The sequence below is a fragment of the Cupriavidus sp. H39 genome, assembly GCF_050271075.1.
In the GTDB taxonomy this organism is placed as follows: domain Bacteria; phylum Pseudomonadota; class Gammaproteobacteria; order Burkholderiales; family Burkholderiaceae; genus Cupriavidus; species Cupriavidus necator_B.
In genome coordinates, this window is the sequence record NZ_CP189848.1 from 1,583,620 (window position 1) to 1,610,103 (window position 26,484).

A 26,484-nucleotide genomic window follows, 5' to 3' on the forward strand; every position below is an offset into this window, starting at 1 on the left:
CGCCGGCGCAGGCAGATCCCAGTTTCCTTTTTTAGTTTTTTCCAGCCGTCGTTCTTGCTGCGGAGCGCGCGTGCGCCGGCGCGGCCGCGCCGCCCGGCCGCGACGCGCATTCCTCGAAGATGCGCACCGAGCAACCGGCGCAGATCTCCGGCGATAGCTGCCCGATGATGGTGTGCAGTGCCTGCCGCTTGGTCGGGAAGATGTGGTCGGCGCCGAGCTTGTCGGCAAAGCCGGTCTGCGCCCAGGTCTGCAGCACCTGCGTGCGTGGACGGTGGAAGTACAGGTCGCCGCCCAGCGCGCGGCGCTCGCTCAGCTCGTATTCCCACATTTCGGCGCCGGCGAGGTCGATGAAGTTCATGCTCTTGGTCATCGCCAGCAGGTGGGTCTGGCCGGCATTGACCGTGCGCAGCCAGTGCAGGCGGTCGGTCACGTATTGCACGGCGCCGAAGTAGATCGCGCCTTCCATGCGCAGCAGCTTGAGCTGCGGGCATTCCGGCTGCGGGCGGCGCAGCTCGTCCAGCGGCGTGAAGCGCCGGCCGGGGTCGTCGGCATCCGGCACCAGGCTGCGCACGGCGGGCCGCGCGGTGCGGTACAGGTAGGCCACCAGCGACAGCACGGTGCCGAGCAGCACCGCCATTTCCAGGCGGATCACCAGCGTGGCGGCAAAGGTGCCGATGGCGATCGCGAACTCGGTGCGGCTGAGCGTGAAGATGCGGCGCAGCCGCGCAAGGTCGAGCAGGCCCCACGCCACCAGCAGCAGCATCGCAGCGATTGCCGCCATCGGGATCCGGGCCAGTAGCGGGGCGCTGACGGCGACCAGCGCCACCAGCCACAGCGCCGAGAACACGCTCGCCAGCGGCGTGCGCGCACCGGCCTCGAAGTTGGGGACAGAGCGGTTGAGCGAGCCGCAGGAGATATAGCCGGAGAAGAAGCCGCCCGCGATATTCGACAGCCCCTGTCCGATAAACTCGCGGTTGGCATCGATATGCTGGCCCGAGCGCAACGCCACGGCCTTGGCGATCGAGATCGACTGGCCCAGCGCGACGATGGTCAGCGCCGCGGCGATGCCCAGCAGGTCGGGCAGCTTGCGCCAGTCCACCTCCGGCACCTGGAAGTGCGGCAGCGCCGACGGAATCGGCCCGACCACGTTGACGTGATGGCCGCCAGCCCGGTTCAGCAGCAATGCCACGCCATAGCCGGCGAGCAGGCCCAGCAGCATGAACGGCAGCCGCCGCCACAGCCGCTTGCACAGCAGCGTCACCGCCAGCGTGACCGCGCCCACCATGGCCGCGTCCCAGTTGATGCTGCCGGCATGCTCGAACAGGTGGCGCACCACGCCGAATGCGCTGGTGCCGGTCGGCACCGACAGCCCGAGCAGGTCCTTCAGTGCGTACAGGCCGATCAGCGTCGCCGCACCGCAGGTAAACCCAAGCAGCACCGACGGCGAAATAAAGTTAGCCAGCGAGCCCAGCCGCAGCGTGCCCACCGCCAGCTGCATCACGCCCACCACGATGGTGACCGCAAGCGCCAGGCCGATATAGGCCGGACTGCCCGCAAACGCGAGCGGACTCAGCATTGCGAACAGCGCCAGCGAGTTGGCGTTGGTCGGCCCTGACATCACGTGCCAGCTCGACCCGAACAGCGCCGCCACGATGCACGGCACCACCGCGCTGTAGATGCCGTATTGCGGCGGCAGGCCAGCGAGCGTGGCGAACGCCACCCCCTGCGGCAACACCAGCACCGCCCCGAGCAGTCCCGCCACCAGGTCGGCGCGCAGCGTGGTCGAATCGACGCGCTGGCTCCATGGGAACAGGCGCGGTAGCAGGGAGCCGGGGGACAGTGCGGGCATCGGCAGAGAACGGGGCGGGCTAGCCGGCTGCGCCGCCGGGTCCGGACGGCGGCAAGGCAGCGGAGGCGGACGAAGTGGATGGGGGCGCAGCCGGCTGCGCGGCGAGGCTGGCCAGCATGGCGTCAAGCGCGCGATAGACCTCGGCCAGCCGCTCGGCCCCCAACTGCTGCGCAAGCTGCTGGTAGCGGGCGTCGATCAGTGGCTCCATCCCGGCGATGACGTCGTGCGCGGCGGCGGTCAGGTTGACCAGCTGGCGGCGCTGGTCGGTGGCGGAGCGGGTGCGCTCCACCAGCCCGGCGTCTTCCATGCCCGCCAGCATGCGGGTCAGGCTGGGGCTCAGGATCAGGCAGGCCTCGGCCAGCTGGTTGGGCTCCATCGGCCCGCGCTCGTTGAGCGTGCGCAGCACGCGCCATTGCTGCTCGGTCACGCCGAACTGCCGCAGGATCGGCCGGAAGCCGGCCAGCAACGCTTCGCGCGCTTGCAGCAGCAGGTGAGGGAGATTGCGATGGCGAAACATGGCCTGGCTGGAAGGGCTCATGCCCGCAGTGTAGCGGGCATGGCACCTTGGGGCGAGCGGGGCTTGCCCGGGCTTGCCTGAACCGGCGCCACGCGCCAGCAAGGCCGCGCGTGCACGCGCGAGCGTGTCAGCCGCAATGCAGCGTCGCCACCACCGGCGTGTGGTCGGACGGCTGCTCCCACGTGCGCGGCACCCGGTCGATCACGCAGGCGCTGCACTGCTCGGTCAGCGCGGGCGACAGCAGGATATGGTCGATGCGCAGCCCGGCATTGCGCCGGAACGCCAGCATGCGGTAGTCCCACCACGAGAATGCCTTCTCCGGCTGCTCGAACTTGCGAAACGCATCGGCCAGGCCTAGTTCGAGCAGCGCGGCAAAGGCGGCGCGCTCCGGCGGCGAGACCAGGTTCTGGCCTTCCCACTTGGCGGGATCGTGCACGTCCCGGTCTTCCGGCGCGATATTGAAGTCGCCCAGCAGCGCCAGCCGCGGGTGCCGTGCCAGTTCCTCGCGCAGCCACGCCTTCATGGCATCCAGCCATTGCAGCTTGTAGGCGAACTTGTCCGAGTCAGGCGACTGCCCGTTCGGGAAGTAGGCGCAGACCAACCGCAGGTCGCCATAGGTCGCGGCGATCACGCGCTGCTGCGCATCCTCGAAACCGGGGATATTGCGCACCACGTCGACGGGGCCGGGCATGCTCGCGTCGCGGGCCAGGATGGCGACGCCGTTGTAGGTCTTCTGGCCGGTGTAGACGCTGTGGAAACCGGCGTTTTCCAGTTCGGCCAGCGGGTATTTGTCGTCGGGCAGCTTCAGTTCCTGCAGGCACAGCGCGTCGATCGGCGCGCCGGCCTGCTCCTGCTCGGCCAGCCACTGCAGCACCTGCGGCAGCCGTACCTTGAGCGAATTGACGTTCCAGCTGGCGATGCGCAGCGGGCCCTGGCCCGGCAGTCCCAGCGCACTCATGCCGCCATCCCGCCGTGACGCAGCAGCGCGTCGATCTGCGGCGCGCGGCCGCGGAAGGCCACGAATGAATCCATCGCCGGGCGGCTGCCGCCGACCGACAGGATCTCGCGCTGGTAGCGCGCGCCGGTTTCGCTGTCCAGCACGGTACCCGACAGCTGGGCGGCCTCTTCGAACGCCGCGTAGACATCGGCCGACAGCACTTCGGCCCACTTGTAGCTGTAGTATCCCGCCGCATAGCCGCCGGCAAAGATATGGCTGAAGGTGTTCGGCCAGCGCGACAGCGGATGCTGCGGCACCACGTGCACGCGGTCGTTGATCTGGCGCGACAGGTCCAGCACCGAGGTGGCGCCGGCCGGGTCGAAATCGGTATGCAGGTGCATGTCGAACGACGAGAACACGATCTGGCGCAGCGTCATCATGCCGTTCTGGAAGTTCTTGGCCGCCAGCATGCGCTCGAACAGCGCCCGCGGCAGCGGCTCGCCGGTGTCGACGTGCTGCGTCATGCCGGTCAGCACTTCGTACTCCCAGCAGAAGTTCTCCATGAACTGCGACGGCAGTTCCACCGCATCCCACTCGACGCCGTTGATGCCCGACACGCCCAGCTCGCCCACCTGCGTCAGCATGTGGTGCAGGCCGTGGCCGAACTCGTGGAACAGGGTGATGACTTCATCGTGCGTGAACAGCGCGGGCTTGCCGCCCACCGGCGCCGAGAAGTTGCAGGTCAGGTAGGCCACCGGCGTCTGCACGCCGCCGTGCTCGAGCACCTTGCGGCCGCGGGCGTCGTCCATCCAGGCGCCGCCGCGCTTGCCTTCGCGCGCGTACAGGTCGATGTAGAACTGGGCCAGCAGCGTGCCATCGGCGGTGCTGACGCGGAAGAAGCGCGCGTCCGGGTGCCAGGTCTGCGCGGGCTCCGGCTCGATACGTACCGAGAACAGCTTCTGCACCACGCCGAACAGGCCTTCCAGCACCTTGGCTTCCGGGAAATACTGCTTGACCTCGTGTTCGGAGAACGCATAGCGCTGCTGGCGCAGCTTCTCCGAGGCGTAGGCCACGTCCCAGGGCGCCAGTTCCGGCAGGCCCAGTTCGGCCGCGGCGAAGGCCTTCAGCTCGGCCCAGTCCTGCTCGGCGTAGGGGCGCGCCTTGACCGCCAGTTCGTCGAGGAACTTCAGCACCTCGGCCGGCGATTCGGCCATCTTCGGCACCAGCGAGACTTCACCATAGCACTGGTAGCCGAGCATCTGCGCCTCTTCGCGGCGCAGCGCCAGCTGCTTGCGCATATTGGCGGTGTTGTCCCAGTCGGCCTGGCCCTGGCCATGCTGCGGGCCCAGCTCGGAAGCACGCGTGACGTTGGCCTCGTACAGGGTCTGGCGCAGCGCGCGGTCGTCCGCGTACTGCAGCACGGGGAAGTAGGAGGGGAAGTGCAGCGTGAACTTCCAGCCGGGCTTGCCGTCCTTTTCCGCGGCGTGGCGGGCGGCTTCGCGGGCATCGTCGGGCAGGCCGGACAGGCGCGCTTCGTCTTCGATGATCAGCGTGTACGCGTTGGTGGCGTCCAGCACGTGGTCGGAGAAGGCCTTGGACAGCTGGGCCTGCTGCTCCTGGATCTCGGCAAAGCGGGGCTTCCTGTCCTCGGGCAGTTCGGCGCCGCCCAGCCGGAAGCCGCGCAGCTCGTTCTCGATCAGCTGGTGGCGCGCCGCGCTCATGCCGGCGAACTCGGCACTGGCCGCCAGCGCCTTGTACTTGTCGTACAGCGCCAGGCTTTGCCCCAGCGAGGACCAGAACTCGGTCATGCGCGGCAGGTTCTCGGCATGCGCCTGGCGCAGTTCGGGCGTATCGGCGACAGCGCTCAGGTGGCTGACCACGCCCCAGGCGCGGCCCAGCGGCTCGGTGGCGGCTTCCAGCGCCTGCACGGCGTTGGCCCAGTCGGCGGGTGTGGCCGGATCTTCGGCGCGGGCGACGGCCTGTTGCGCGCGCTCCAGCAGCACGTCGAGCGCGGGGCTGATGTGCTCGGGCCGGATCTCGGCAAAGCGGGGCAGGTCGGAAAAGTCCAGCAGCGGATTGGTAGCGTTGGCGGCGTGGTCCATGGCGTGTTCTCGGTTGGCTGGCCTCGGTCAGGCAATATTCCCGCAGATGGGGCCGGGGCGCGGATTTTCCAGTGCCCCGGGTGGCGCATGGTGCGCCGGCGGCAAAGCGGGGGGTTAGCCCGCGGCGCGCTCGGCCGCTTCCAGCGTATTGATCAGCAGCATGGTGATGGTCATCGGTCCCACGCCGCCGGGCACCGGCGTGATGTAGCCGGCGACTTCGCGCACGCCGGCGAAGTCGACATCGCCGCACAGCTTGCCGTGGTCATCGCGGTTCATGCCGACATCGATCACTACCGCGCCGGGCTTGACCATGTCGGCCGTGATCAGGTTGCGCTTGCCGACCGCGGCCACCACCACGTCGGCGTCGCGGGTGTGAGCGCCGATATCGCGCGTCTTGCTGTTGCAGATGGTGACGGTGGCGCCAGCCTGCAGCAGCAGCATCGCCATCGGCTTGCCGACGATATTGGAGGCGCCCACCACCACCGCGCGCGCGCCGCGCAGCGGATACTGGATCGATTCCAGCATTTTCATGCAGCCATAGGGCGTGCACGGGCGGAACAGCGGCGCGCCGGTCATCAGCGCGCCGGCATTGGCGACGTGGAAGCCGTCGACGTCCTTCTCCGGTGCGATCGCTTCCAGCACCTTGTGGCTGTCGATGTGCTTGGGCAGCGGCAGCTGGACCAGGATGCCGTGGATGCGGGGATCATGATTGAGCTCGTCGATGCGGGCCAGCAGGTCGGCCTCGGACAGGTCGGCCGGATAGCGGTCCAGCGACGAATGGAAGCCGTTGTCCTCGCACGCCTTGACCTTGTTGCGCACGTAGACCTGGCTGGCCGGGTCTTCGCCCACCAGGACCACGGCCAGGCCGGGCTGGTGGCCGCGTTCGGTCAGGCGGGCGGCGCGCTGGGCGGCTTCGGAGCGGATTTGCTTGGCAAGGGCGTTGCCGTCGATCAGTTGGGCAGGCATGGAGGCAGGGCGGGGTGATGGCGAGAAGGTGGAGGCGCCGGCCTGCGCAGGCGCGCGGCAGGGGCCAAAGGCGGAATTATAAAGGCTGCGCGAGGCCTGTCGCACGGAGCTTGACCGCCGCCAGCCCTCGTGCCGCCCGGCACTGGTAGCATCGGCCGCATGCCTACCGCGCTTGCCTCGACGCTGTCCGATCCGCTGCTGGTGCTGCTGTCCGTGGCCGGACTGCTGTGGGCGCTGACGCGCCGGCCCTGGCGGCTGTTGCGCCGCGATACGCTGCAGCATGCCTGGCTGGGCGCGATGCTGCTGGTGGCGCTGCTGTGGACGGTGCGCGCGACGCTGGCCGGCGGCGTGGTGATCCAACTGCTCGGCGCCACGCTGATGGTGACGCTGTTCGGGCTGCCGCTGGCGCTGCTGTCGATGTTCGCCGCCGATGTCATCTCGCTGCTGGGGCTGGAGTACCTGGCCGGGCACGGCTGGAGCCAGTTCGACTGGGCCGCGCTATGGGTGCGCTATGTCTGGCTGGGGCTGCTGCCGGCGCTGATCTCGGCGGGCCTGCAGGCGGCGACGCGGCGCCGGCTGCCGCGCCATCCGTTCGTCTTCATCCTGGGGCACGGGTATTTCACCGCGGGGCTGGCCGCGCTCGGGGCGGGCGCGGCGCAGGCGGGCTGGCGCTACTTGACGGTGCCCGGACAGTCCCTGAGCCTTGCCGATGCGCTGCTAGGCGCCGTCATCCTGGCCTTTGGCGAGGCGTTTCTCACCGGCATGCTGGTCGCGGTATTTGTGATCTATCGTCCACAGTGGGTGGTGACTTTCCGCGACGAGGAATACTTGGGCCGCTGAGCGCCATGCGGCAGCGCACGCAAGCGCGAAACAGCGTGCAGCAGGGCACGGGTGCGGCCCGTGGCCGCACCAGGCAAGAGCGGGCAGGCGCCAGCCGCTCAGCTGTTGCGCGACAGCGCCAGGCGCAGCAGGTCGGCGACGGTATTGACGTTGAGCTTTTCCATGATGTTGGCGCGGTGCGCCTCCACGGTCTTGATGGAAATGCCCAGGTCGTCGGCGATCTGCTTGTTCAGGCGGCCGGCCACGATGCGCTCCAGCACCTGCTGCTCGCGCGTGGTCAGCTTGCCCAGCAAGTCCTTGGCGGCGCGCTGCTCGCGGGCGGTGGAGTGGTCGGTGCGGGCCTTCTGCAGCATGCGCTCGACCAACGCGCGCAACTCAGACTCGTCGAAGGGCTTCTCGATGAAGTCGATCGCGCCGCGCTTCATCGTCGACACCGCCATCGGCACGTCGCCGTGGCCGGTAATGAAGACGATGGGGATGTCGATCTGCTCGGCGATCATGCGCTCCTGCAGTTCCGGGCCGCTCATGCCGGGCATGCGCACGTCGAGGATCAGGCAGGACACCTGGCTGGCGTCGTAGGCGGCGAGGAACTGCTCGGCACTGGTGAAGCTGCGCACCTGATAGCCATTGCCCTCCAGCAGCCAGGTCAGCGAGTCGCGCATGGCTTCATCGTCGTCGACGATGAATACGGTCTCGCCGCGGTGGGGCGTGGGGTTTGGCGTTGCGGTCATGTAGTCTCCTCGGGACAACCATTCATTGCTGCGAAGTGTAACCGGCAGCGGCCCTCTGTGGCGAGACAGGCCCCCCACGTCGGAGGGGAAGCGGCGCAGCGGGCGCCAGGCACCGGATGGTGCGCGGGTGCGCGGGTGCGCGGGCCCGCGGGCGCGGGCGCTTGTTATTCGGCCAGCGTTTCGACCAGCGCCGACTGCAGCGGCAGCATGATCTTGAAGGTACAGCCGATGCCGTCGACATTGTTCTCGACCCACAGCCGGCCCTGGTGCGACTCGATGATCGAGCGGCAGATGTTCAGCCCCATGCCCATGCCGTCGGACTTGGTGCTGAAGAAGGGCTCGAACAGCCGCTCCTTGGTGGCCTCGTCGACGCCCGGGCCCTGGTCGATCACGTCGATATGGACGTTGTCGCCGATCTCGCCCGCCTCGACCCGCGCGTGCAGCCGCACCACGCCGCCGGCGCGCAGCGCGGGCAGGCCGGCCATGGCTTCGACCGCGTTCTTGAGCAGGTTCACCAGCACCTGTTCGATCAGCACCGGGTCGACATAGACCGTCAGCGGCGGCGTCGGCAGGCGCGTCAGGATGGTGACGCGGCGGCGCGTGGCCTCCAGGTCGGCCAGGCCCACCGCGTCGGCGACGATGTCGTGCAGCGCGGCCTCGCGCCGCTGCGGCTGGCTGCGCTTCACGAAGCCGCGGATGCGGCTGATGATGGTGCCGGCGCGCACCGCCTGCGCCGAGGTCTTCTCCAGCACCGGGATCAGGTCCTCGGGCGTGCTGCGTCCGGAATGCAGCCGCGCCACCGCGCCCATGCAGTAGTTGTTGATCGCCGCCAGCGGCTGGTTCAGCTCATGCGCCAGCGACGACGCCATCTCGCCCATGGTGGTCAGGCGGCTGGTGAACTGCAGGCGCTCTTCATGCTGGCGCGCCATTTCCTCGGCGGCCTTGCGCACGGTGATGTCGGTGGCGATCTGCATCTGCGCCAGGTGGCCGTCGACCCACTGGATATAGCGGCGGCGCACTTCGAACCATTTCTGCATGTCGGGCACGAACACCTCGCGCGCATCCGATGCGTACGGCATCAGTTCCGATGCCGGCAGGCCGGCATAGGCATCGACATAGTCGGTGTTGTCGCTGGAGACCTGGTCCTTGTCGAGTTCGTCGCCAGCCAGCTTCAGGTGGCCCTCGGCCTCCCAGCCGAACAGCTGGCGGTAGTAGCGGTTGGCGAACAGCAACTCAGCCTTGTCGGTGGCCAGCACCGACACCGCGGCGTCCAGGCTTTCCAGCACGGTGGTGAAGCGGTCGTGCGCGGCGGCCAGTTCCTCGCGCGCGCGCTTGGGCTCGGTGATGTCCGTCATCGAGCTCATCCAGCCGGTATGACGGCCGCGGCTGTCCACCAGCGGCGACACGTACATGCGCGCATAGAAGCTGCTGCCGTCGCGGCGCATCACGCGCATCTCGTAGCCACCCGCGGGCGACTTGCCCTGCAGCGTCAGGTCGATCTGCTTCTGCATCTCCTGCTGGTCATTGGGCGGCCAGTAGGGGAAGGGCGGCAGGCGCCCGACCAGGTCGTTCTCCTGCCAGCCGGTCATGCGGCAGAAGGCCGGGTTGACGTAGGTGATGCGGCCGTTCAGGTCGAGCGCGCGCAGGCCGATCAGCATCGAGTTTTCCATCGCGCGCCGGAACGAGGTCTCGGCCAGCAACGCGCGCTGCGCCTCGGAACGGCGGCTGGTGTGCCGCCACATGCTCCACAGGCTCCACAGCAGGAAGCACGACAGCCCCACCACCAGCCACAGCAGCATGTTGTTGGGCAGGTTGGATGCGGGCGGGTACGCATCGGCGCGCAGCGACAGCGAGTGGCCGGGCGGGTCCAGCAGCACCTCGTACGACAGCGCATTGCCCGGCACCGGCCGCAGCGACGTGCTGGCGCGGGTCTGGTTGTTCTTGTCGATTAGCGAGAAGCGGTAGCGCTCGGTCAGCTCGGGCGGCAGGAGGTGCGTCAGGATGCCGTTGATCGAATAGAGCGCGCCCAGCGTGCCGAGAAACTCGTTGTCGCGCACGATCGGCACTTCCATCAGCATGAAGCTGTCGCCGCGTTCATTGACCAGCGGGCGCGAGTAGACCACGCGCTGGGTCTCGCGCGCGGCGTCGAAGGTGTCGAGCACTTCGGGTTCGAGCGGCTGGTCCTGGTTCTCGCGCAGGCGGCTGGCGAATTCAGAGGTCGACGGCAGCGACCAGCGCCCCCGCTTGGTGGCATCGAGCCAGTTGATGAAGACGATCTCGGGGTTCTCGCGCAGGATTTCCTGCGCCGCGGTGCGGTATGCGCCTTGCTCCAGCTGCGCGGCGGCGATGTCGCGCGCGAGCGAGGCCAGCTGGTCCTGGTTGCTCAGCAGCGACAGGCGCACGCGCTGCTGGGCCCAGGCCGCGTCGCGGTACAGCGCATCGCGCTGCTGCTGGCGTTCGGTCTCGTGCAGCGACCACAGGATTACGCCCATCGCCACGGTGAAGAGCACAATGGCAACCAGCGGGATGAACATGAACCAGCTGGTCGCGACCAGGTTGCGCCAGCGCAGCCACCAGAGGCCGCGCGGCGGCGCCACCGGGGCGCCATCGTCGGGTCCCAGCGCTTCGATCGGCCCCAGGCCTGCGGCCGGGGAAGGCGCATGCGGGACAGGCGCGGACTCGCCGCCCGCGGCCTTGGCTGTACCCGACGCATCGGAGGGAAGCATGGCGGCACGCAGGCTGCGGAAAAGGCGATCGAGGCGGTTGAAAAACGGCATGGGAGGGATTGACGGCTGACCGACCAGTGTACCGAGATTATTGCGGTGCGTCGCTTGGGGAAAGCGCCAATGAAATCCAGTTGGCGCCGGCCAGCGTGGGGACGATTGCAGCGCAACGCGCGCAGGTCTGGCTGTGATTCTTTGTGCGCTGCGACATAATTCCACATTATAAAAAACGATATCGCAATTTGAAAATTTCGCTTGTGCTCGACTTTGGGCTTCCATAGAATCGGTCCGACCCAAGAATGCGGGCGGTAGCCATGCGCCTGCCGCGCGGAGAAACCGGAACAGGTTTCCCGGCGGCGGCCCCGATGCAAGGCGGCAATGGCGCCGATCTCCGCAAGTCGGTGCGAGTCATACGTAACAGAGTCGTGTCCGGGCGCTGCGCGCGGACACGGAAGCGAAGAATTCACCCAGGAGACAGTCATGTCCGCCGTACCAGAGCAGATCCTCGGCGCCTCGAGCGCCAACGACGCCGATCCCCAGGAAACCCATGAATGGCTCGACGCCCTGCAGGGCGTGCTGGCCGCCGAAGGCCCGGCGCGCGCGGCCTTCCTGATCGACAAGCAGATCGAATACGCCCGCGTGAACGGCGTGACCCAGCCGTTCCACGCCGAGACGCAATACATCAACACCATCCCGGTCGAGCAGCAGGCGCGCATCCCCGGCGACCAGGACATCGAGCACCGGATCCGCTCGTACACCCGCTGGAACGCCATGGCGATGGTGCTGCGCGCCAACAAGCACACCAATGTCGGCGGCCATATCTCGTCGTTTGCCTCGGCGGCCACGCTGTACGACGTCGGCTACAACCATTTCTGGCGCGCCCCCTCGGAACAGAGCGGCGGCGATCTGGTCTTCGTGCAGGGCCACTCGGCTCCGGGCGTGTATTCGCGCGCCTTCCTGCTGGGCCGCCTGACCCCCGAACAGCTCGACAACTTCCGCCAGGAAGTCGACGGCAAGGGCATCTCGTCGTACCCGCACCCGTGGCTGATGCCGGACTTCTGGCAATTCCCGACGGTGTCGATGGGCCTGGGCCCGATCATGGCCATCTACCAGGCCCGCTTCATGAAGTACCTGGACAGCCGCGGCCTGGCCAAGGCCGGCGACCGCAAGGTCTGGGCCTTCCTGGGCGACGGCGAGACCGACGAGCCGGAATCGCTGGGCGCGATCGGCATGGCCGGCCGCGAGAAGCTCGACAACCTGGTCTTCGTCATCAACTGCAACCTGCAGCGCCTGGACGGCCCGGTGCGCGGCAACGGCAAGATCATCCAGGAGCTCGAGTCCGAGTTCCGCGGCGCGGGCTGGAACGTGATCAAGGTGGTGTGGGGCAGCAAGTGGGACGCGCTGCTGGCACGCGACACCAAGGGCCTGCTGATGAAGCGCATGATGGACTGCGTGGACGGCGAGTACCAGACCATGAAGGCCAAGGACGGCGCCTACGTCCGCGAGCACTTCTTCAACACGCCTGAGCTGAAGGCGATGGTCGCCGACTGGTCCGACGAGGACATCTGGCGCCTGAACCGCGGCGGCCACGATCCGCACAAGATCTACGCCGCCTACAAGGCCGCCAGCGAGCACAAGGGCCAGCCCACGCTGATCCTGGCCAAGACCATCAAGGGCTATGGCATGGGCGACGCCGGCCAGGCCATGAACGTCGCGCACCAGCAGAAGAAGATGCCGGTGGACGCGATCCGCAAGTTCCGTGACCAGTTCAACCTGCCGGTCGCCGACGACAAGCTGGAAGAAGTGCCGTACATCACCTTCGAGGAAGGCTCGAAGGAACTGGAATACATGCGCCAGGCGCGCATGAACCTGGGCGGCTACCTGCCGGCCCGGCGCCAGAAGGCCGAAGCCCTGGCGGTGCCCGAGCTGAAGGCGTTCGAGGCGCTGCTCAAGGCCACGGGCGAAGGCCGCGAAGTGTCCACCACCATGGCCTTCGTGCGGATCCTGAACACCCTGCTGAAGGACAAGCAGATCGGCAAGCACGTGGTGCCCATCGTCCCGGACGAGTCGCGCACCTTCGGCATGGAAGGCCTGTTCCGCCAGGTCGGCATCTGGAACCAGGAAGGCCAGAAGTACGTGCCGGAAGACCACGACCAGCTGATGTTCTACAAGGAATCGCAGACTGGCCAGGTGCTGCAGGAAGGCATCAACGAAGCCGGCGCCATGTGCGACTGGATCGCCGCCGCCACGTCGTACTCGACCCACGGCGTGCAGATGATCCCGTTCTACATCTACTACTCGATGTTCGGCATCCAGCGGATCGGCGACCTGTGCTGGGCCGCCGCCGACATGCGCTCGCGCGGCTTCCTGCTGGGCGGCACCGCAGGCCGCACCACGCTGAACGGCGAAGGCCTGCAGCATGAAGACGGCCATTCGCACGTGTTCCACGCCGTCATCCCCAACTGCATCTCGTACGACCCGACCTTCCAGTACGAACTGGCGGTGATCATGCAGGACGGCCTGCGCCGCATGTACGCCGAGCAGGAAGACGTCTACTACTACCTGACGGTGATGAACGAGAACTACGAGCACCCGGAAATGCCGGCTGGCGTAGAGCAGGACATCGTCAAGGGCATGTACCAGTTCCGCAAGGGCGTCGAGAACAGCAACGCGCCGCGCGTGCAGCTGCTGGGTTCGGGCACGATCTTCCGCGAGGTGATCGCCGCCGCCGACCTGCTGAAGAAGGACTGGGGCGTCGAGTCCGACCTGTGGGGCTGCCCGAGCTTCACCGAACTGGCCCGCGACGGCCAGGCCGCCGAGCGCTTCAACCTGCTGCATCCGGCCGAGACCCAGCGCGAAGCCTTTGTCACGCAGAAGCTGAAGTCGGCCCGCGGCCCGGTGATTGCCTCCACCGACTACGTGCGCACCTTTGCCGAGCAGATCCGTCCGTACGTGCCGCGCCGCTACGTGGTGCTCGGCACCGACGGCTTCGGCCGCTCGGATACGCGCGAGAAGCTGCGCCACTTCTTCGAAGTGGACCGCTACTGGGTCACGCTGGCCGCGCTCAAGGCGCTGGCCGACGAGGGTGCGATCAGCCGCGACAAGGTCGCCGAGGCCATCAAGAAGTACAACCTCGACCCGAACAAGCCCAACCCGATGTCGGTCTGATCCGGCAGCCTGCACCCACCCCCCCGCAGTACGGCAGCGCCGTGCCGCGGGCGCCCCGGGCATAGCCCGGATGGCGCCTTGCGGCACGGCGGCGTGACAGAAGCGGGCGGCGAAGGTAATCTCGCCGCTTGCGGACGTCGCGCGTGCCGGCCTGCCCAGGAGACACTGAATGAGTCAAGCGATTGAAATCAAGGTGCCGGACATCGGCGACTATGACGCCGTTCCCGTCATTGAAGTGCATGTGAAACCCGGCGACAGCATCAACGCGGAAGACGCGCTGGTGACGCTGGAGTCCGACAAGGCCACCATGGACGTGCCCTCGCCGCAAGCCGGCGTGGTCAAGGACGTCAAGATCAAGGTGGGCGACAACGTGGCCGAAGGCTCGGTGCTGGTGATGCTGGAGCCGGCCGGGCAGGCCGCGGCAGCGCCGGCTCCTGCTCCGGCAGCTGCACCTGCCCCCGCACCGGCACCCGCTCCCGCAGCGGCCCCCGCGCCCGCGCCGGCTCCCGCCGCGGCGCCGGCCGGCGGTGGCGCTGCCATCGAAGTCAAGGTGCCCGATATCGGCGACTACGACGCCGTGCCCGTCATCGAAGTCCACGTCAAGCCCGGCGACACCATCAACGCCGAAGACGCGGTGGTGACGCTGGAATCGGACAAGGCCACCATGGACGTGCCCTCGCCGCAGGGCGGCGTGGTCAAGGAAGTCAAGGTCAAGGTCGGCGATAACGTCTCCGAAGGCACGCTGCTGCTGATCCTGGAAGGCGGGGCCGCTGCAGCTGCCGCCGCCCCGGCCGCTGCCGCCGCGGCACCGGCACCGGCTGCCAGCGCGCCGGCCCCGGCGCCGGCTCCTGCAGCCGCGCCGGCCCCGGCTCCTGTCGCTGCCGCGCCGGCCGCTGCCGGCGTAACCGGCAAGGCCGCACATGCCAGCCCCTCGGTGCGCAAGTTCGCGCGCGAACTGGGCGTGGATGTCTCGCGCGTGCCGGGTACCGGCCCCAAGGGCCGCATCACCCAGGAAGACGTGCAGAACTACGTCAAGGGCGTGATGACCGGCCAGGCCGCCGCGCCGGCACAGGCTGGCGCCGCTGCTGGCGCCGGCGGTGGCGAGCTGGGCCTGCTGCCGTGGCCGAAGGTTGATTTCACCCGCTTCGGCGAGGTCGAAAGCAAGGCCCTGTCGCGCATCAAGAAGATCTCGGGCGCGAACCTGCACCGCAACTGGGTCATGATCCCGCACGTCACCAACCATGACGAAGCGGACATCACCGAACTCGAGGCCTTCCGCGTCCAGCTGAACAAGGAAAACGAGAAGGCCGGCATCAAGGTGACCATGCTGGCGTTCATGATTAAGGCCACGGTGGCGGCGCTGAAGAAGTTCCCGAACTTCAATGCGTCGCTCGACGGTGACAACCTGGTGCTGAAGAAGTACTTCAACATCGGCTTCGCCGCGGACACCCCGAACGGCCTGGTCGTGCCGGTGATCAAGGACGCCGACAAGAAGGGCGTGCTCGAGATCAGCCAGGAAATGGGCGAGCTGGCCAAGCTGGCGCGCGACGGCAAGCTCAAGCCCGACCAGATGCAGGGCGGCTGCTTCTCGATCTCGTCGCTGGGCGGCATCGGCGGCACGTACTTCACGCCGATCATCAATGCGCCGGAAGTGGCCATCATGGGCGTGTGCAAGTCGTACATGAAGCCGGTGTGGGACGGCAAGCAGTTCGCGCCGCGCCTGACGCTGCCGCTGTCGCTGTCGTGGGACCACCGCGTCATCGACGGGGCCGAGGCCGCGCGTTTCAACACGTACTTTGCGCAACTGCTGGCGGATTTCCGCCGCATCCTGCTCTAAGCGGGGTGGCGCCGCGCGGGCGGGGCGACTGCCCGGGCCGCACGGCGCGCCACGCGCAACCGGGAGCAAGCCATGACTACCTGTGTTGTCGTCAGGAAGGGCGCCGAGGTGGCGATCGCGGCGGACGCGCTCGTGACCTTCGGCGATACGCGCCTGTCGCGCGCCTACGAGCGCAACCAGAAGGTGTTTCCAGTCGGCGACGGCTTTATCGCGCTGGCCGGGACCACGGCGCACTTCCCGGTCATGCGCACGCTGCTGGCGGGGCTGGGCGACGAATGCCGGCTGGGCTCGCGCGACGACGTCTTCCGCACCTTCCTGAAGGTGCACGAGAAGCTGAAGTCGGACTACTTCGTCAATACCAAGGAAGACGATGACGATCCCTACGAGTCGTCGCAGATCGTATGCCTGATCGCCAATCCGGCGGGCATCTTCGGCGTCTATTCGTATCGCGAGGTGTTTTCGTTCGACCGCTTCTGGGGCATCGGCTCGGGCCGCAACTACGCGCTGGGCGCGATGCACGCGGTCTATGACCGGCCGGACCTCGGTGCGGGCGAGATCGCGCGCATCGGCGTCGATGCCGGGGTCGAGTTCGACAAGAGTTCGGCAGGTCCGATCGAGGTGCACACCGTACGGCTGCACGAGGACGACGCCGCGGCGGACGATGCCGCGGCCGGCAATCCCGCGACCGGCGACGCAGCAACCAACAACGACGGCGCGCCCTGAAGCCGAGAGGCGGGCGCGCATAGAGGAGCAAATATGAGTGTGATCGAAGTCAAGGTGCCGGATATCGGCGATTTCGACGCGGTGGAAGTGATCGAGGTGCTGGTCAAGGCCGGCGACACGGTCGAGGTGGAGCAGTCCTTGATCGTGCTGGAATCCGACAAGGCCAGCATGGACGTGCCGTCGTCGGCCGCCGGCAAGGTGGTCGACGTCAAGGTCAAGGTGGGCGACAAAGTGGGCCAGGGCGCGGTGATCTGCACCATCGAGGCCCAGGCTGGAGCAGCCGCTGCGCCTGCGCCTGCGCAATCCCCCGCGCCGGCACCGGCGCCGGCCCCTGCGCCCGCAGCGGCCGCGCCCGTGCCTGCCGCCGCCAGCCATGCCGGCGGTGCCGATATCCAGTGCGAGATGCTGGTGCTGGGCGCCGGTCCGGGCGGCTACTCGGCCGCGTTCCGCGCCGCCGACCTGGGCATGAACACCGTGCTGGTGGAGCGCTACGGCACGCTCGGAGGGGTCTGCCTGAACGTGGGCTGCATCCCGTCCAAGGCGCTGCTGCACAACGCCGCGGTGATCGATGAAGCCAAGGCGCTGGCCGCCCACGGCATCCTGTTCGGTGAAGCCAAGATCGACCTGGACGGCCTGCGCCACTACAAGAACCAGGTGGTGGGCAAGCTGACCGGCGGCCTGGCCGGCATGGCCAAGGCGCGCAAGGTGCAGGTGGTGCGTGGCGTGGGCAATTTCCTCGACCCGCATCACCTGGAAGTGGAGCTGACCGAAGGCGAAGGCAAGCAGACCACCGGCAAGAAGACCGTGATCCGCTTCGACAAGGCCATCATCGCCGCCGGCAGCCAGGCGGTGAAGCTGCCGTTCATCCCGGAAGACCCGCGCATCGTCGACTCGACCGGCGCGCTGGAGCTGCCCGAGGTGCCCAACAAGATGCTGGTGATCGGCGGCGGCATCATTGGCCTGGAAATGGCCACGGTGTACAGCACGCTGGGCGCCGACATCGATGTCGTCGAAATGCTGCCGGGCCTGATGAATGGCGCCGACCGCGACCTGGTCAAGGTCTGGGAAAAGAAGAACAAGGACCGCTTCGGCAAGGTCATGCTGAACACCAAGACGGTCGCGGTGGAAGCCAAGCCTGACGGCATCTACGTCAAGTTCGAAGGTGAAGCCGCGCCGGCCGAGCCGCTGCGCTATGACCTGGTGCTGGTGTCGGTGGGCCGCTCGCCCAACGGCAAGCGCATCAGCGCCGAGAAGGCCGGCGTCGCTGTGACCGAGCGCGGCTTTATCGACGTCGACAAGCAGATGCGCACCAACGTGCCGCATATCTTTGCGATCGGCGATATCGTTGGCCAGCCGATGCTGGCGCACAAGGCCGTGCACGAAGCGCACGTGGCCGCCGAGGCCGCGCATGGCGAGAAGGCTTACTTCGATGCCAAGCAGATTCCTTCAGTGGCCTTCACCGATCCGGAAGTGGCCTGGGCCGGCGTGACCGAAGACGAGTGCAAGGATAAGGGGATCCAGTACAGCAAGAGCGTGTTCCCCTGGGCGGCTTCGGGCCGCGCCATCGCCAACGGCCGCGACGAGGGCTTCACCAAGCTGATCTTCGACGAGGCAACGCATCGCGTGATCGGCGGCGGCATCGTCGGCACGCATGCCGGTGACCTGATCAGCGAAGTGTGCCTGGCGATCGAAATGGGCGCCGACGCGGTGGATATCGGCAAGACCATCCATCCGCACCCGACGCTGGGCGAGTCGATCGGCATGGCGGCGGAGATCTATGAAGGAACCTGTACGGACGTGCCGCCTCCGCGCAAGCGTTAAGGCGCTGTCCGCTGACTTGGCAAAGCCCGCCTGGAAGGCGGGTTTTGTTTTGGTGGTTACGCAATTAACCGCCATGAATGCTCAACACCAATGCCTGGCGGCTTGCAGCGTAAAGTGGACGGTCAGGGTCGAGAGAACCAAAAAAACCCGACCTGTAGAGGTCGGGTTTAACGATACCTTTGGACAAGGAGACCGCGGTACCGAGGAGACATCGGTAGACAAGGCAGCGCCGGCACTCGGTCAGGGCACTCCCTTCATCGTTGGCAAAGCGCACCGGCTGCGCAGGGCGCCGATGGGCTTTGCCAACGGACCGGCCGGAGCCGGTCCATCTTCAACGCAGGCTATCAGACCGCAGCGGCCTTCTTCGCCGTGGCCGTGCGGGCGGCCGTGGCGCTGGCTTGCTGGGCAGCCTTGGTGGCAGCCGAGGCCGCGGCCTGGAAGTTGGTTTCAGCGATTTCGACCGCTTGCTTGGTCGCCTTCTGCACCGACTCGTAGGCGTTGTTGGCAGCCGAGATCGCCGACTTCACGATGGCCACGGTCGATTCCGAACCGGCCGGGGCGTTCTTGGCGAAGTTTTCGACCAGAGCCTGGACGTTCTTCGAGCCTTCGGCCAGCTGGGCCTCGGCCACCTTGGCGAATTCGCTCTGGGTTTCCGAAGCGATCTCGTACAGGTGACGGGTGTAGGCCAGGGTCTTTTCGGCGACCGGCTGCACGGCTGCGGCCTGGAGGGCCAGCAGTTCTTGCGCGTCCTTGGCCGACAGCGCCTTCTTGGCGTTTTCCACGTTTTCGGCAAACGTGGTCTTGACGACCTGCAGGTTCAGTTCGACGAGCTTTTCGACGCCTTCAAACGCCTTGGTGGTCAGGCCGAACAGCGTTTCGAGGTTAGCCTTTTGTGCTGCTGCGACTTGTTCCGGGGTGAGGATCATTGCTGGTCTCCAGTGGTGAACTTCAAGGTCAAGCAAAATTAAGCCGCCTAGATGTCAGGGCCGTGACGGTGTTGAGCCCGCTTCGGCCAGCCCAGGCGTGTGGGTGGGTCGGGGCGCCCAGTTGTGTTTGTGCGCCGCAACAATTGGTATTTTAGGGGCGGCCGATCCAATGTCAAGAACATTTTGTGCATTGCACAAAAAGGGGCCAACTGAACGGCCGCGGGGTGACGTTCGCGCCATTCCCGGCCACCGCCGGCATTGCCGCGGCAGGGGTGCTACCATGCCACGCTGCCGGCGCCGCCAGGACCGGCCGGGGCCGGAACCCCAAACAAGTTGTAAACAGAACCGCCCAGGCCTCATTCCCATGCTCGCTTTCTACGCCGACCACTTTGTGCTGCCGTTGCCGCCCGGACATCGGTTTCCCATGCGCAAGTACAGCATGCTGCGCGACGCGGTGTTGGCACAGGTTCCGGGCTTGCGCCTGGCCGAGGCGCCGCGAGCCGGCGACGACGCGCTGCTGCTGGCCCACACGGTGGAATACGTAGGGGCGGCCTCGGCCGGAACCCTCGACGCGGCGCGCCAGCGCGAGATCGGCTTTCCGTGGTCCGAAGCGATGGTAGAGCGCTCGCGCCGTTCGGCGGGCGCCACCATCGAGGCCTGCCGCAGCGCGCTGCGCGAGGGCATTGCGGTGAACCTGGCGGGCGGCACGCATCATGCGTACGCCGACAAGGGCGGCGGCTTCTGCGTTTTCAACGATGCCGCGATCGCCGCGCGCGTGCTGCAGCGCGACGGCGCAGTTCGCCGCGTGGCGGTAATCGACCTCGACGTGCATCAGGGCAACGGCACCGCATCGATTCTGCTCGGCGATCCGTCCGTATTCACGCTGTCGCTGCACGGCGAAAAGAACTACCCGTTCCGCAAGGAGGCGAGCGACCTCGACGTCGGCCTGCCGGACGGTTGCGACGACGACGCCTACGCGCAGGCGCTGCAGGCCGCGCTGGACACGCTGTTCAGCCGCTTCGAGCCGGATCTGCTTATTTACCTGGCGGGCGCGGATCCGCACGAGGGCGACCGGCTCGGGCGGCTCAAGCTGACCATGGCGGGCCTGGCCCGGCGCGACCGCCTGGTATTCGACGCGGCGCAAGCACGCCGGCTGCCGGTAGCGGTGGCCATGGCCGGCGGCTACGGCAACCAGATCGAAGACACCGTTGCCGTCCATGCGCAGACCGTGCGCCTTGCCGCGCAATATCATGCTCGCTACGCGCAACTTCATGCGCAACTTCGCGCGCAGCTTGCGGTGGCGTCATGAGCGATGTGATCGAGCCCGGCCGCACTGGCGCGGCCGGCGCCAGTGCCACGCTGCGGGTCGCGTCGATGCCGTGGCTGTTCGTGCTGATCTGGAGCACCGGCTTTATCGTCGCCAAATACGGCATGCCGTATGCAGAGCCGATGACCTTCCTGTTCCTGCGTTTTGCCGGCGTGCTGGGTTTGATGGTGCCGTTCGTGCTGCTGGCGCGCGTGCCGCTGCCGCGCGTGGCGGGCTCGACCGCGACCGACTGGCGCGCGGTCGGGCATATCGCCGTGGCCGGCCTGCTGCTGCAGGCGGGTTATCTCGGCGGCGTATGGGCGGCGATCAAGCTCGGCATGCCGGCAGGCGTATCGGCGCTGATCGTCGGCATGCAGCCGATCCTGACCGCGCTGATCGCCACCCGCATGGGCGAGCACATCGGCACGCGCCAGTGGCTGGGCCTGCTGCTGGGCATCGCCGGCGTGGCACTGGTGGTGGCGAACAAGCTGGGCGCAAGCGGGTTGACGCCCGCCAGCCTCGCGCTGGCCGGCGGCGCGTTGTTCAGCATCACCGTGGGCACGGTCTACCAGCGGCGTTTCTGCCCGGTGTTCGACCTGCGCATGGGTTCCGTGATCCAGTTCGCCGCGGCGGCGCTCGCCTGCGTGCCGTTCATGTTTCTGTTCGAGACCCGGGCGGTGCAGTGGACCGCCGCAATGCTCGGCGCGCTGGCATGGTCGGTGGTGGCGCTGTCGATCGGCGCGATCTCGCTGCTGTTCCTGCTGATCCGGCAGGGTGCCGCCACCAAAGTGTCCAGCCTGATGTACCTGACCCCGCCCACCACGGCGGTGATGGCCTGGCTGCTGTTCGGCGAGCGCTTCCCGCCGCTGGCGGCCGCCGGCATGATGCTGGCCGCGCTCGGTGTTGCCCTTGTCATCCGCCGCTAGACGCCGAGCGTTCGTATCGCGTAGGCCGCTGGTTCAGAATATTCGAATTTCGTACTGTCTCGCGTCCTGTCTTCTTCTCGCCCCATGAAACCGCAAGCCGAATCGCGCAGTGCCTATCCGTACTTCCAGCCGATCACCACGCGTTGGATGGACAACGATGTCTATGGCCACGTCAACAACGTTGTCTACTACAGTTATTTTGACACCGTGGTGAATAGCTACCTGATCCGGCAGGGCGTGCTCGATGTCACGTCGGGCGACACCATCGGGCTGGTGATCGAGACGCAGTGCAACTACTTCTCGTCGCTCAGTTTTCCCGAGACCGTGGTAGCGGGTTTGCGCGTGGCCAGGCTGGGTACCTCCAGCGTGCGCTATGAGGTCGGACTGTTCAGCGGCGACAACGAGGTCGCGGCGGCGCAGGGGCATTTCATCCACGTCTATGTCGATCGCGTCACGCGCCGGCCGGTACCGCTGCCGGGCGCGCTGCGCGAAGCGCTGCTGCCGCTGGCGGCGGCCGGCGCGGTGACGGACGCGCGGGAATAGGACGGGGCGACAGGAGATGAACAACATGTCCCACGAGAAGCAACTCGGTTCGCAGGAGGCCGTGGACTGCGTCGATCGCGCAATCCTGACGCGGCGTTCGGTGCGGGCCTTTCTCGATACGCCTGTGCCGCGCCGGACGGTAGAAGAGCTCCTGGCCGTGGCCAGCCGTGCGCCGTCCGGCACCAATACGCAGCCGTGGCGGGTCTACGTGCTGTCCGGCGAAGCCAAGGCGAAGCTGTGCGCCGACGTGCTCGCCGCCTATGAAGATCCCGAGCGCGACAGCAAGTACAGGGAGGAGTACCCGTACTATCCGCGCGAATGGGCCGACCCGTATCTGTCGCGGCGGCGCAAGGTGGGCTGGGATCTGTACGGGCTGCTCGAGATCAGCCGCGAGGACAAGGCGCGCATGCACGAACAGCATGCCCGCAACTTCCGTTTCTTCGATGCGCCGGTGGGCCTCATCTTCACCATCGACCGCATCATGGAGCAGGGCAGCTGGCTCGACTACGGCATGTTCCTGCAAAGCATCATGGTCGCCGCCCGGGCGCGCGGGCTCGATACCTGCCCGCAGGCGGCGTTCACCCAGTTCCACAAGATCATCGCCAGCCACCTGCGGCTGCCACCGGAAGAAATGGTGGTGTGCGGCATGTCGCTGGGTTTTGCCGATCCGGAGGCCATCGCAAACCGCCTCACCACGGAACGTGAACCGGTAAGCGGGTTCGCGCGTTTTCTCTCATAGTGAAATTTGTTTCAACATGTAACGATGAATGCCGATATCACAAGCGACTGTGCGTATTGGCTTGGTCGCTGCAAAGGGGTAGCAAGGGTGAGCCGGACTGCGCTTGGGTCAAGCGCGCCGAAGTTCGATGGCGGACGTGACGCATCCCGTACATTTTTTGCAATGTGGAAATGTATGGGAATCGAACTTTAAGGAGCGTCTGTAAGTCTTTAATCTTGCTAACAATTTCTTTCTTTCCTACACTAGCGCCATTCCTATGCGCTGAACGAATCATGTTCCGGTCTGATTCCATTTTCTCCAGATTCTTCGGCTCCACACCCCTGTCCGCCGTCGCCGCCGCGGTGCTGGTGTCGGTGTCGATGGTCGCGGTGCCCGTGGCCGAAGCGGCCACCAAAGCCGCCTCCACACAAAAAACAACCAAGAAGCCGGCCAAAGCCGAGAAAAAGAGCGCTGCCAAGCCGGTTGCCAAAAGCGCCCGCAACGCCAAGGTCGCCGACAGCGACGAGCGATCCGCGCGCAAGGTGGTGGTTTTGAAGAGGGCCAAGCGCCACGTCGTGGTGGCGCAACGCGCGGCACCGGTGCGGGCGGCGTTTACGCCGTCGAAGCCTTCGCTGGGCGAAGCCATGGGCCTGCGCGACACCGACGACGCCCTGGCTTTGCGTTCCAGCGTGGCCCTGGTGATGGACCAGAACTCCAACGAGGTGCTGTTCCAGAAGAATGCCAGCGCCGTGCTGCCGATTGCATCGATCACCAAGCTGATGACCGCGCTGGTGGTGATGGATTCGCGCCTGCCAATGGATGAGGTGCTGACCATCTCCGAGGAAGACCGCGACACCGAAAAGCACAGCAGCTCGCGCCTGCGCTTCGGCACGCAGCTGACGCGCCAGGAACTGCTGCTGCTGGCGCTGATGTCGTCCGAGAACCGCGCGGCGTCGGCGCTGGGCCGCAACTACCCGGGCGGCCTGCCTGCCTTTGTCCAGGCCATGAACCGCAAGGCGCGCGAGCTCGGCATGAACGACAGCCATTTCGTCGATTCCAGTGGCCTGTCGAGCAGCAATGTGTCGAGCGCGACCGACCTGGTGCGCATGGTCAACGCCGCCTACCGCAACCCGACCATCCGCGAGTACTCGACCCAGACCGAGCATGAAGTCAATGTGCTGGGCCGCACCCAGCACTACGTCAGCACCAACCGCCTGGTGCGCGGCGGCAACTGGGAAATCGGCCTGCAGAAGACCGGCTTTATCTCCGAGGCCGGCCAGTGCCTGGTGATGCAGGCCCGGGTGCAAGGACGCAACGTGGTGATGGTGTTCCTGGATTCGGCCGGCAAGCTGTCGCGCTTTGCCGATGCCAACCGGGTCAAGGAATGGCTCGAGCATTCGCCGTCGCCCGCGGCGCCGCAGCGCGGCTTCCCGTCCTCGCCGAACCTGACGCAGGGTCCGGGCAGTGCCCACGCGGTACTGGCCGCGCAGCAATCGCGCGGCATCTGACGGGCAACGCCTGACCGGAAAAAACGCGCCGTCCTGCGGCGCGTTTTGCTTTGGTGGTGGCCGCCGCGGTCAGAGCAGCTTGCCAGGATTCATGATCCTGGCGGGATCGAACACCGCCTTGATCTCGTGCATCAGCCGCAGTTCCAGCGGATCTTTCACCGCCAGGAATGCATGGCGCTTGAGCTGGCCGATGCCGTGCTCGGCGCTGATGCTGCCGCCATAGCGCATCACCTCGTCCAGCACCGCATCGGTCACCGCATCGCCCTGCGTGGCGGCCCAGTCCTTGGGCGCGCCGGCCGGACGCGACAGGTTGTAGTGCAGGTTGCCGTCGCCAAAGTGACCGAACACAAAGGGGCGGATCGCGGCATCGAGCCCACGCAGCCGTGCCGCCATCGAATCCATGAAGGCCGGGATCTGTTCGATCGGCAGCGACACGTCGTGCTTGAGGTGCGGCCCGTCCGCACGCTGCGCCTCCGAGATTTCCTCACGCAGCTTCCACAGCGCCTGCAGTTGCGCCAGCGAGGCCGATACGGCCGCATCGAGGCATAGTTCGCGCTCCAGCGCCTCGCCGATGACGCGTTCGAGCAGCGCGTTCAGGGCCGCTTCGTCGGTGGTGTCGGCCAACTCCACCAGCACGTAGGCGGGGTAGCGTTGCGCGAACGGTTCCTGCACGCCCTCCGCATGCGTGAGCACCAGGTCCAGGCAATCGCCGGTAAAGAATTCGAAGGCCTGCAGGCGTGCGCCGCATTGCTCGAATAGCAGTTCATAGAGCGCCAGCGACTGCGCGGGCGAGGCCACTGCCGCCAGCACCACGCTGCGCGTATCGGTGCGCGGGAACAGGCGCAGCGCCGCCGCGGTGATCACGCCGAGCGTGCCTTCGGAGCCGATCAGCAGCTGCTTCAGGTCGTAGCCGGTATTGTCCTTGCGCAGCGTGCGCAGTCCGTGGAAGACCTCGCCGTTGGGCAGCACGGCCTCGACCCCCAGCACCAGTTCGCGCGTCATGCCGTAGCGCACGACATTGACGCCGCCGGCATTGGTGGCCAGGTTGCCGCCGATCTGGCACGAGTCCTCGGCGGCCAGCGACAGCGGCAGCAAGCGGTTGGCGTCCTGCGCGGCGCGGCGCAGGTTGCCCAGGATGCAGCCCGCCTCGGCCACCATGGTATTGGCGATGGTGTCGAGCGAGCGCACCGCGTTCATGCGGTCCAGGCTCAGCACCACGTTTTGCGCGCGCGCGTCAGGCGTGGCACCGCCGCACAGGCCGGTATTGCCGCCGCGCGGCACCACCGGCACCGCGGCCTGCTGGCACAGCGCCAGCGCGCGCGCCACCTCGTCGACGGTACGGGGCCGCAGTACCGCCTGGGCCTGGCCGTGGTAGATGCCGCGCCAGTCGGACAGCCATGGCGCGATGTCGTCGGGGTGGGTCAGCGCGGTGTCGGGGCCGAGGGCTTCGGTGAGCCGCTGGGCAAAGGATCCGTTGGGCATGATGGTGGTGTCGTCTCAGGAAAAGGAGGCCGGGCTGACAGTGCTCGCCGCCGTTGCTGCGTCGGCGCGCGCGCGTAGCGAAAGCCCGAGGCGGCGCGCGGCGTTTTGCAGGTGCGCCACCGCCGCCGCACGCGCCGCGCCGGCATCGCCGCGGCGGATGGCGGCGACGATCGCCTCGTGCTCCGCATGCACCGTCTCGGCCAGCCCGGGCTGGCGCAGCGTATTGGCACGCGCGGTGGCCACGGCCTGGTGCAGCTGCAAGTTCAGGTATTGCAGCAGCTGGCGGTAATACGGATTGTGCGTGGCGGCGGCGATGCCGATATGGAAGGCCGCGTCGAGATCGGCGGCTGGCTGCGGGTCGTAGAGACGGGTCTGCAGGCGCTGCAGCAGAGCCGTCAGCGCGGCCACGTCGTCATCGGTGCGGCGCACCGCGGCCAGCGCCGCGGCGGCGCCTTCCAGGTCGATGCGCAGGTCGTACAGGTCGGCCAGTTCGCCGGCGCCGAGCTCAGGCTCGCGCGGCAACTGGAAGCCGGATGCGCCGGTGCGCGAGCGCACCGTGCAGCCCACCCCCTGGCGCGATTCGACAAAGCCCTGCGAGCGCAGGTGCTCGGTAACTTCGCGGATCACGGCGGCACTGACGCCGTATTGCTCGGCCAATTGCCGGCCGGTCGGCAGGCGGCTGCCAACGGGGTAGGCGCCGCCTTCAATCTCGGCACGCAGCTGTCGCGTGACCTGCTCGGTAAGGGTGACGGTGCGGGTTCGCATGGGCACCGATTATAAGGTTTGCTGGTTATCTGAAAACAAGGGGTAAACCCTCGCTCCAGGAAACTGCCGGGCCCAAAAGCAACAATGCGCGGACTG

20 protein-coding genes are annotated in these 26,484 nt (G+C 67.2%); 10 read left to right on the top strand and 10 right to left on the bottom strand.

All coding sequences use genetic code 11. The annotated features are described in order from the left end of the window. Nucleotides 1-31 precede the first annotated feature (31 nt). The 5 genes from ACOCMH_RS22825 to folD form a co-directional block, all read right to left on the bottom strand. The gene (locus ACOCMH_RS22825; protein ID WP_427313130.1) at nucleotides 32-1,849 is read right to left on the bottom strand and encodes a SulP family inorganic anion transporter; all 1,818 of its coding nucleotides are present in this window, start codon (nucleotides 1,847-1,849) and stop codon (nucleotides 32-34) included. A gap of 19 nt (nucleotides 1,850-1,868) precedes the next feature. Continuing rightward, entirely contained in the window at nucleotides 1,869-2,387 is a 519-nt protein-coding gene (gene hpaR, locus ACOCMH_RS22830; protein WP_427313131.1) for a homoprotocatechuate degradation operon regulator HpaR, read from the bottom strand. 106 nt (nucleotides 2,388-2,493) lie between these two features. Next, on the bottom strand, nucleotides 2,494-3,324 hold the full coding sequence (gene xth, locus ACOCMH_RS22835; RefSeq protein WP_427313132.1) for an exodeoxyribonuclease III: 831 nt from the start codon (nucleotides 3,322-3,324) through the stop codon (nucleotides 2,494-2,496). After that, nucleotides 3,321-5,405, bottom strand: a complete 2,085-nt coding sequence (locus ACOCMH_RS22840) for a M3 family metallopeptidase (protein ID WP_427313133.1) — start codon at nucleotides 5,403-5,405, stop codon at nucleotides 3,321-3,323. Before ACOCMH_RS22840 ends, xth begins: the two co-directional genes overlap by 4 nt. A 114-nt stretch (nucleotides 5,406-5,519) precedes the next feature. Then, nucleotides 5,520-6,371 carry a bifunctional methylenetetrahydrofolate dehydrogenase/methenyltetrahydrofolate cyclohydrolase FolD gene (gene folD, locus ACOCMH_RS22845; protein WP_427313134.1) on the bottom strand — a complete coding sequence of 284 codons (852 nt, stop codon included), beginning with the start codon at nucleotides 6,369-6,371 and terminating at the stop codon, nucleotides 5,520-5,522. 159 nt (nucleotides 6,372-6,530) lie between these two features. Here folD and ACOCMH_RS22850 point away from each other — a divergent pair, with 159 nt between their 5' ends. Then, nucleotides 6,531-7,211 carry a hypothetical protein gene (locus ACOCMH_RS22850; protein WP_427313135.1) on the top strand — a complete coding sequence of 227 codons (681 nt, stop codon included), beginning with the start codon at nucleotides 6,531-6,533 and terminating at the stop codon, nucleotides 7,209-7,211. 98 nt (nucleotides 7,212-7,309) lie between these two features. On the opposite strand, the gene ACOCMH_RS22855 is transcribed toward ACOCMH_RS22850, so the two are convergent. Continuing rightward, the gene (locus ACOCMH_RS22855; protein WP_115662376.1) at nucleotides 7,310-7,942 is read right to left on the bottom strand and encodes a response regulator transcription factor; all 633 of its coding nucleotides are present in this window, start codon (nucleotides 7,940-7,942) and stop codon (nucleotides 7,310-7,312) included. Nucleotides 7,943-8,106: 164 nt separating this feature from the next. Next, nucleotides 8,107-10,719, bottom strand: coding sequence for a PAS domain S-box protein (locus tag ACOCMH_RS22860; RefSeq protein WP_427313136.1), 2,613 nt, complete (start codon nucleotides 10,717-10,719; stop codon nucleotides 8,107-8,109). A 426-nt stretch (nucleotides 10,720-11,145) separates the two neighbouring features. On the opposite strand from ACOCMH_RS22860, the gene aceE reads away from it, so the two are divergent. The 4 genes from aceE (at nucleotide 11,146) to lpdA (ending at nucleotide 18,214) form a co-directional block, all read left to right on the top strand. After that, a complete protein-coding gene (aceE, locus tag ACOCMH_RS22865; protein WP_427313137.1) occupies nucleotides 11,146-13,833 on the top strand; it encodes a pyruvate dehydrogenase (acetyl-transferring), homodimeric type in 2,688 nt (895 codons plus the stop codon). Between the two features lie 169 nt (nucleotides 13,834-14,002). After that, nucleotides 14,003-15,670 (top strand): dihydrolipoyllysine-residue acetyltransferase, encoded by a 1,668-nt coding sequence (gene aceF, locus ACOCMH_RS22870; protein WP_427313138.1) that lies wholly within the window; start codon nucleotides 14,003-14,005, stop codon nucleotides 15,668-15,670. Between the two features lie 72 nt (nucleotides 15,671-15,742). After that, nucleotides 15,743-16,393: an MFS transporter gene (locus tag ACOCMH_RS22875; RefSeq protein ID WP_427313139.1), complete on the top strand. Its 651-nt coding sequence runs from the start codon at nucleotides 15,743-15,745 to the stop codon at nucleotides 16,391-16,393. Nucleotides 16,394-16,426: 33 nt separating this feature from the next. Further along, the gene (lpdA, locus tag ACOCMH_RS22880) at nucleotides 16,427-18,214 is read left to right on the top strand and encodes a dihydrolipoyl dehydrogenase (protein ID WP_427313140.1); all 1,788 of its coding nucleotides are present in this window, start codon (nucleotides 16,427-16,429) and stop codon (nucleotides 18,212-18,214) included. Between the two features lie 344 nt (nucleotides 18,215-18,558). On the opposite strand, the gene phaP1 is transcribed toward lpdA, so the two are convergent. After that, nucleotides 18,559-19,140: a TIGR01841 family phasin PhaP1 gene (phaP1, locus tag ACOCMH_RS22885; protein ID WP_427313141.1), complete on the bottom strand. Its 582-nt coding sequence runs from the start codon at nucleotides 19,138-19,140 to the stop codon at nucleotides 18,559-18,561. A gap of 364 nt (nucleotides 19,141-19,504) precedes the next feature. Between phaP1 and ACOCMH_RS22890 the strand changes: the two genes are divergently transcribed. The 5 genes from ACOCMH_RS22890 to pbpG all read left to right on the top strand — a co-directional run bounded on the left by ACOCMH_RS22890 (nucleotide 19,505) and on the right by pbpG (nucleotide 24,141). After that, on the top strand, nucleotides 19,505-20,449 hold the full coding sequence (locus tag ACOCMH_RS22890; RefSeq protein ID WP_427313142.1) for a histone deacetylase family protein: 945 nt from the start codon (nucleotides 19,505-19,507) through the stop codon (nucleotides 20,447-20,449). Continuing rightward, nucleotides 20,446-21,372 (top strand): DMT family transporter, encoded by a 927-nt coding sequence (locus ACOCMH_RS22895; protein ID WP_427313143.1) that lies wholly within the window; start codon nucleotides 20,446-20,448, stop codon nucleotides 21,370-21,372. Before ACOCMH_RS22890 ends, ACOCMH_RS22895 begins: the two co-directional genes overlap by 4 nt. Before the next feature lie 84 nt (nucleotides 21,373-21,456). After that, nucleotides 21,457-21,915, top strand: coding sequence for an acyl-CoA thioesterase (locus ACOCMH_RS22900; protein ID WP_427313144.1), 459 nt, complete (start codon nucleotides 21,457-21,459; stop codon nucleotides 21,913-21,915). 16 nt (nucleotides 21,916-21,931) lie between these two features. Next, entirely contained in the window at nucleotides 21,932-22,654 is a 723-nt protein-coding gene (locus tag ACOCMH_RS22905; protein WP_427313145.1) for a nitroreductase, read from the top strand. 272 nt (nucleotides 22,655-22,926) lie between these two features. Continuing rightward, on the top strand, nucleotides 22,927-24,141 hold the full coding sequence (pbpG, locus tag ACOCMH_RS22910; RefSeq protein ID WP_427313146.1) for a D-alanyl-D-alanine endopeptidase: 1,215 nt from the start codon (nucleotides 22,927-22,929) through the stop codon (nucleotides 24,139-24,141). A 69-nt stretch (nucleotides 24,142-24,210) separates the two neighbouring features. Here pbpG and ACOCMH_RS22915 read toward each other — a convergent pair whose 3' ends face one another. Both ACOCMH_RS22915 and ACOCMH_RS22920 read right to left on the bottom strand, forming a co-directional pair. Then, a complete protein-coding gene (locus ACOCMH_RS22915) occupies nucleotides 24,211-25,623 on the bottom strand; it encodes an FAD-binding oxidoreductase (protein WP_427313147.1) in 1,413 nt (470 codons plus the stop codon). Nucleotides 25,624-25,638: 15 nt separating this feature from the next. Beyond that, nucleotides 25,639-26,388 (bottom strand): FadR/GntR family transcriptional regulator, encoded by a 750-nt coding sequence (locus ACOCMH_RS22920; protein ID WP_427313148.1) that lies wholly within the window; start codon nucleotides 26,386-26,388, stop codon nucleotides 25,639-25,641. Nucleotides 26,389-26,484 lie beyond the last annotated feature (96 nt).

Coding starts and splice junctions, on each gene's coding strand:
- ACOCMH_RS22855 (WP_115662376.1), bottom strand. CDS start 7,942: ATGACCGCAACGCCAAACCCCACGCCCCACCGCGGCGAGACCGTATTC.
- ACOCMH_RS22900 (WP_427313144.1), top strand. CDS start 21,457: ATGAAACCGCAAGCCGAATCGCGCAGTGCCTATCCGTACTTCCAGCCG.
- ACOCMH_RS22920 (WP_427313148.1), bottom strand. CDS start 26,388: ATGCGAACCCGCACCGTCACCCTTACCGAGCAGGTCACGCGACAGCTG.
- aceF (WP_427313138.1), top strand. CDS start 14,003: ATGAGTCAAGCGATTGAAATCAAGGTGCCGGACATCGGCGACTATGAC.
- ACOCMH_RS22860 (WP_427313136.1), bottom strand. CDS start 10,719: ATGCCGTTTTTCAACCGCCTCGATCGCCTTTTCCGCAGCCTGCGTGCC.
- ACOCMH_RS22850 (WP_427313135.1), top strand. CDS start 6,531: ATGCCTACCGCGCTTGCCTCGACGCTGTCCGATCCGCTGCTGGTGCTG.
- ACOCMH_RS22875 (WP_427313139.1), top strand. CDS start 15,743: ATGACTACCTGTGTTGTCGTCAGGAAGGGCGCCGAGGTGGCGATCGCG.
- hpaR (WP_427313131.1), bottom strand. CDS start 2,387: ATGAGCCCTTCCAGCCAGGCCATGTTTCGCCATCGCAATCTCCCTCAC.
- ACOCMH_RS22915 (WP_427313147.1), bottom strand. CDS start 25,623: ATGCCCAACGGATCCTTTGCCCAGCGGCTCACCGAAGCCCTCGGCCCC.
- ACOCMH_RS22905 (WP_427313145.1), top strand. CDS start 21,932: ATGAACAACATGTCCCACGAGAAGCAACTCGGTTCGCAGGAGGCCGTG.
- folD (WP_427313134.1), bottom strand. CDS start 6,371: ATGCCTGCCCAACTGATCGACGGCAACGCCCTTGCCAAGCAAATCCGC.
- xth (WP_427313132.1), bottom strand. CDS start 3,324: ATGAGTGCGCTGGGACTGCCGGGCCAGGGCCCGCTGCGCATCGCCAGC.
- lpdA (WP_427313140.1), top strand. CDS start 16,427: ATGAGTGTGATCGAAGTCAAGGTGCCGGATATCGGCGATTTCGACGCG.
- pbpG (WP_427313146.1), top strand. CDS start 22,927: ATGTTCCGGTCTGATTCCATTTTCTCCAGATTCTTCGGCTCCACACCC.
- aceE (WP_427313137.1), top strand. CDS start 11,146: ATGTCCGCCGTACCAGAGCAGATCCTCGGCGCCTCGAGCGCCAACGAC.
- ACOCMH_RS22895 (WP_427313143.1), top strand. CDS start 20,446: ATGAGCGATGTGATCGAGCCCGGCCGCACTGGCGCGGCCGGCGCCAGT.
- ACOCMH_RS22840 (WP_427313133.1), bottom strand. CDS start 5,405: ATGGACCACGCCGCCAACGCTACCAATCCGCTGCTGGACTTTTCCGAC.
- phaP1 (WP_427313141.1), bottom strand. CDS start 19,140: ATGATCCTCACCCCGGAACAAGTCGCAGCAGCACAAAAGGCTAACCTC.
- ACOCMH_RS22825 (WP_427313130.1), bottom strand. CDS start 1,849: ATGCCCGCACTGTCCCCCGGCTCCCTGCTACCGCGCCTGTTCCCATGG.
- ACOCMH_RS22890 (WP_427313142.1), top strand. CDS start 19,505: ATGCTCGCTTTCTACGCCGACCACTTTGTGCTGCCGTTGCCGCCCGGA.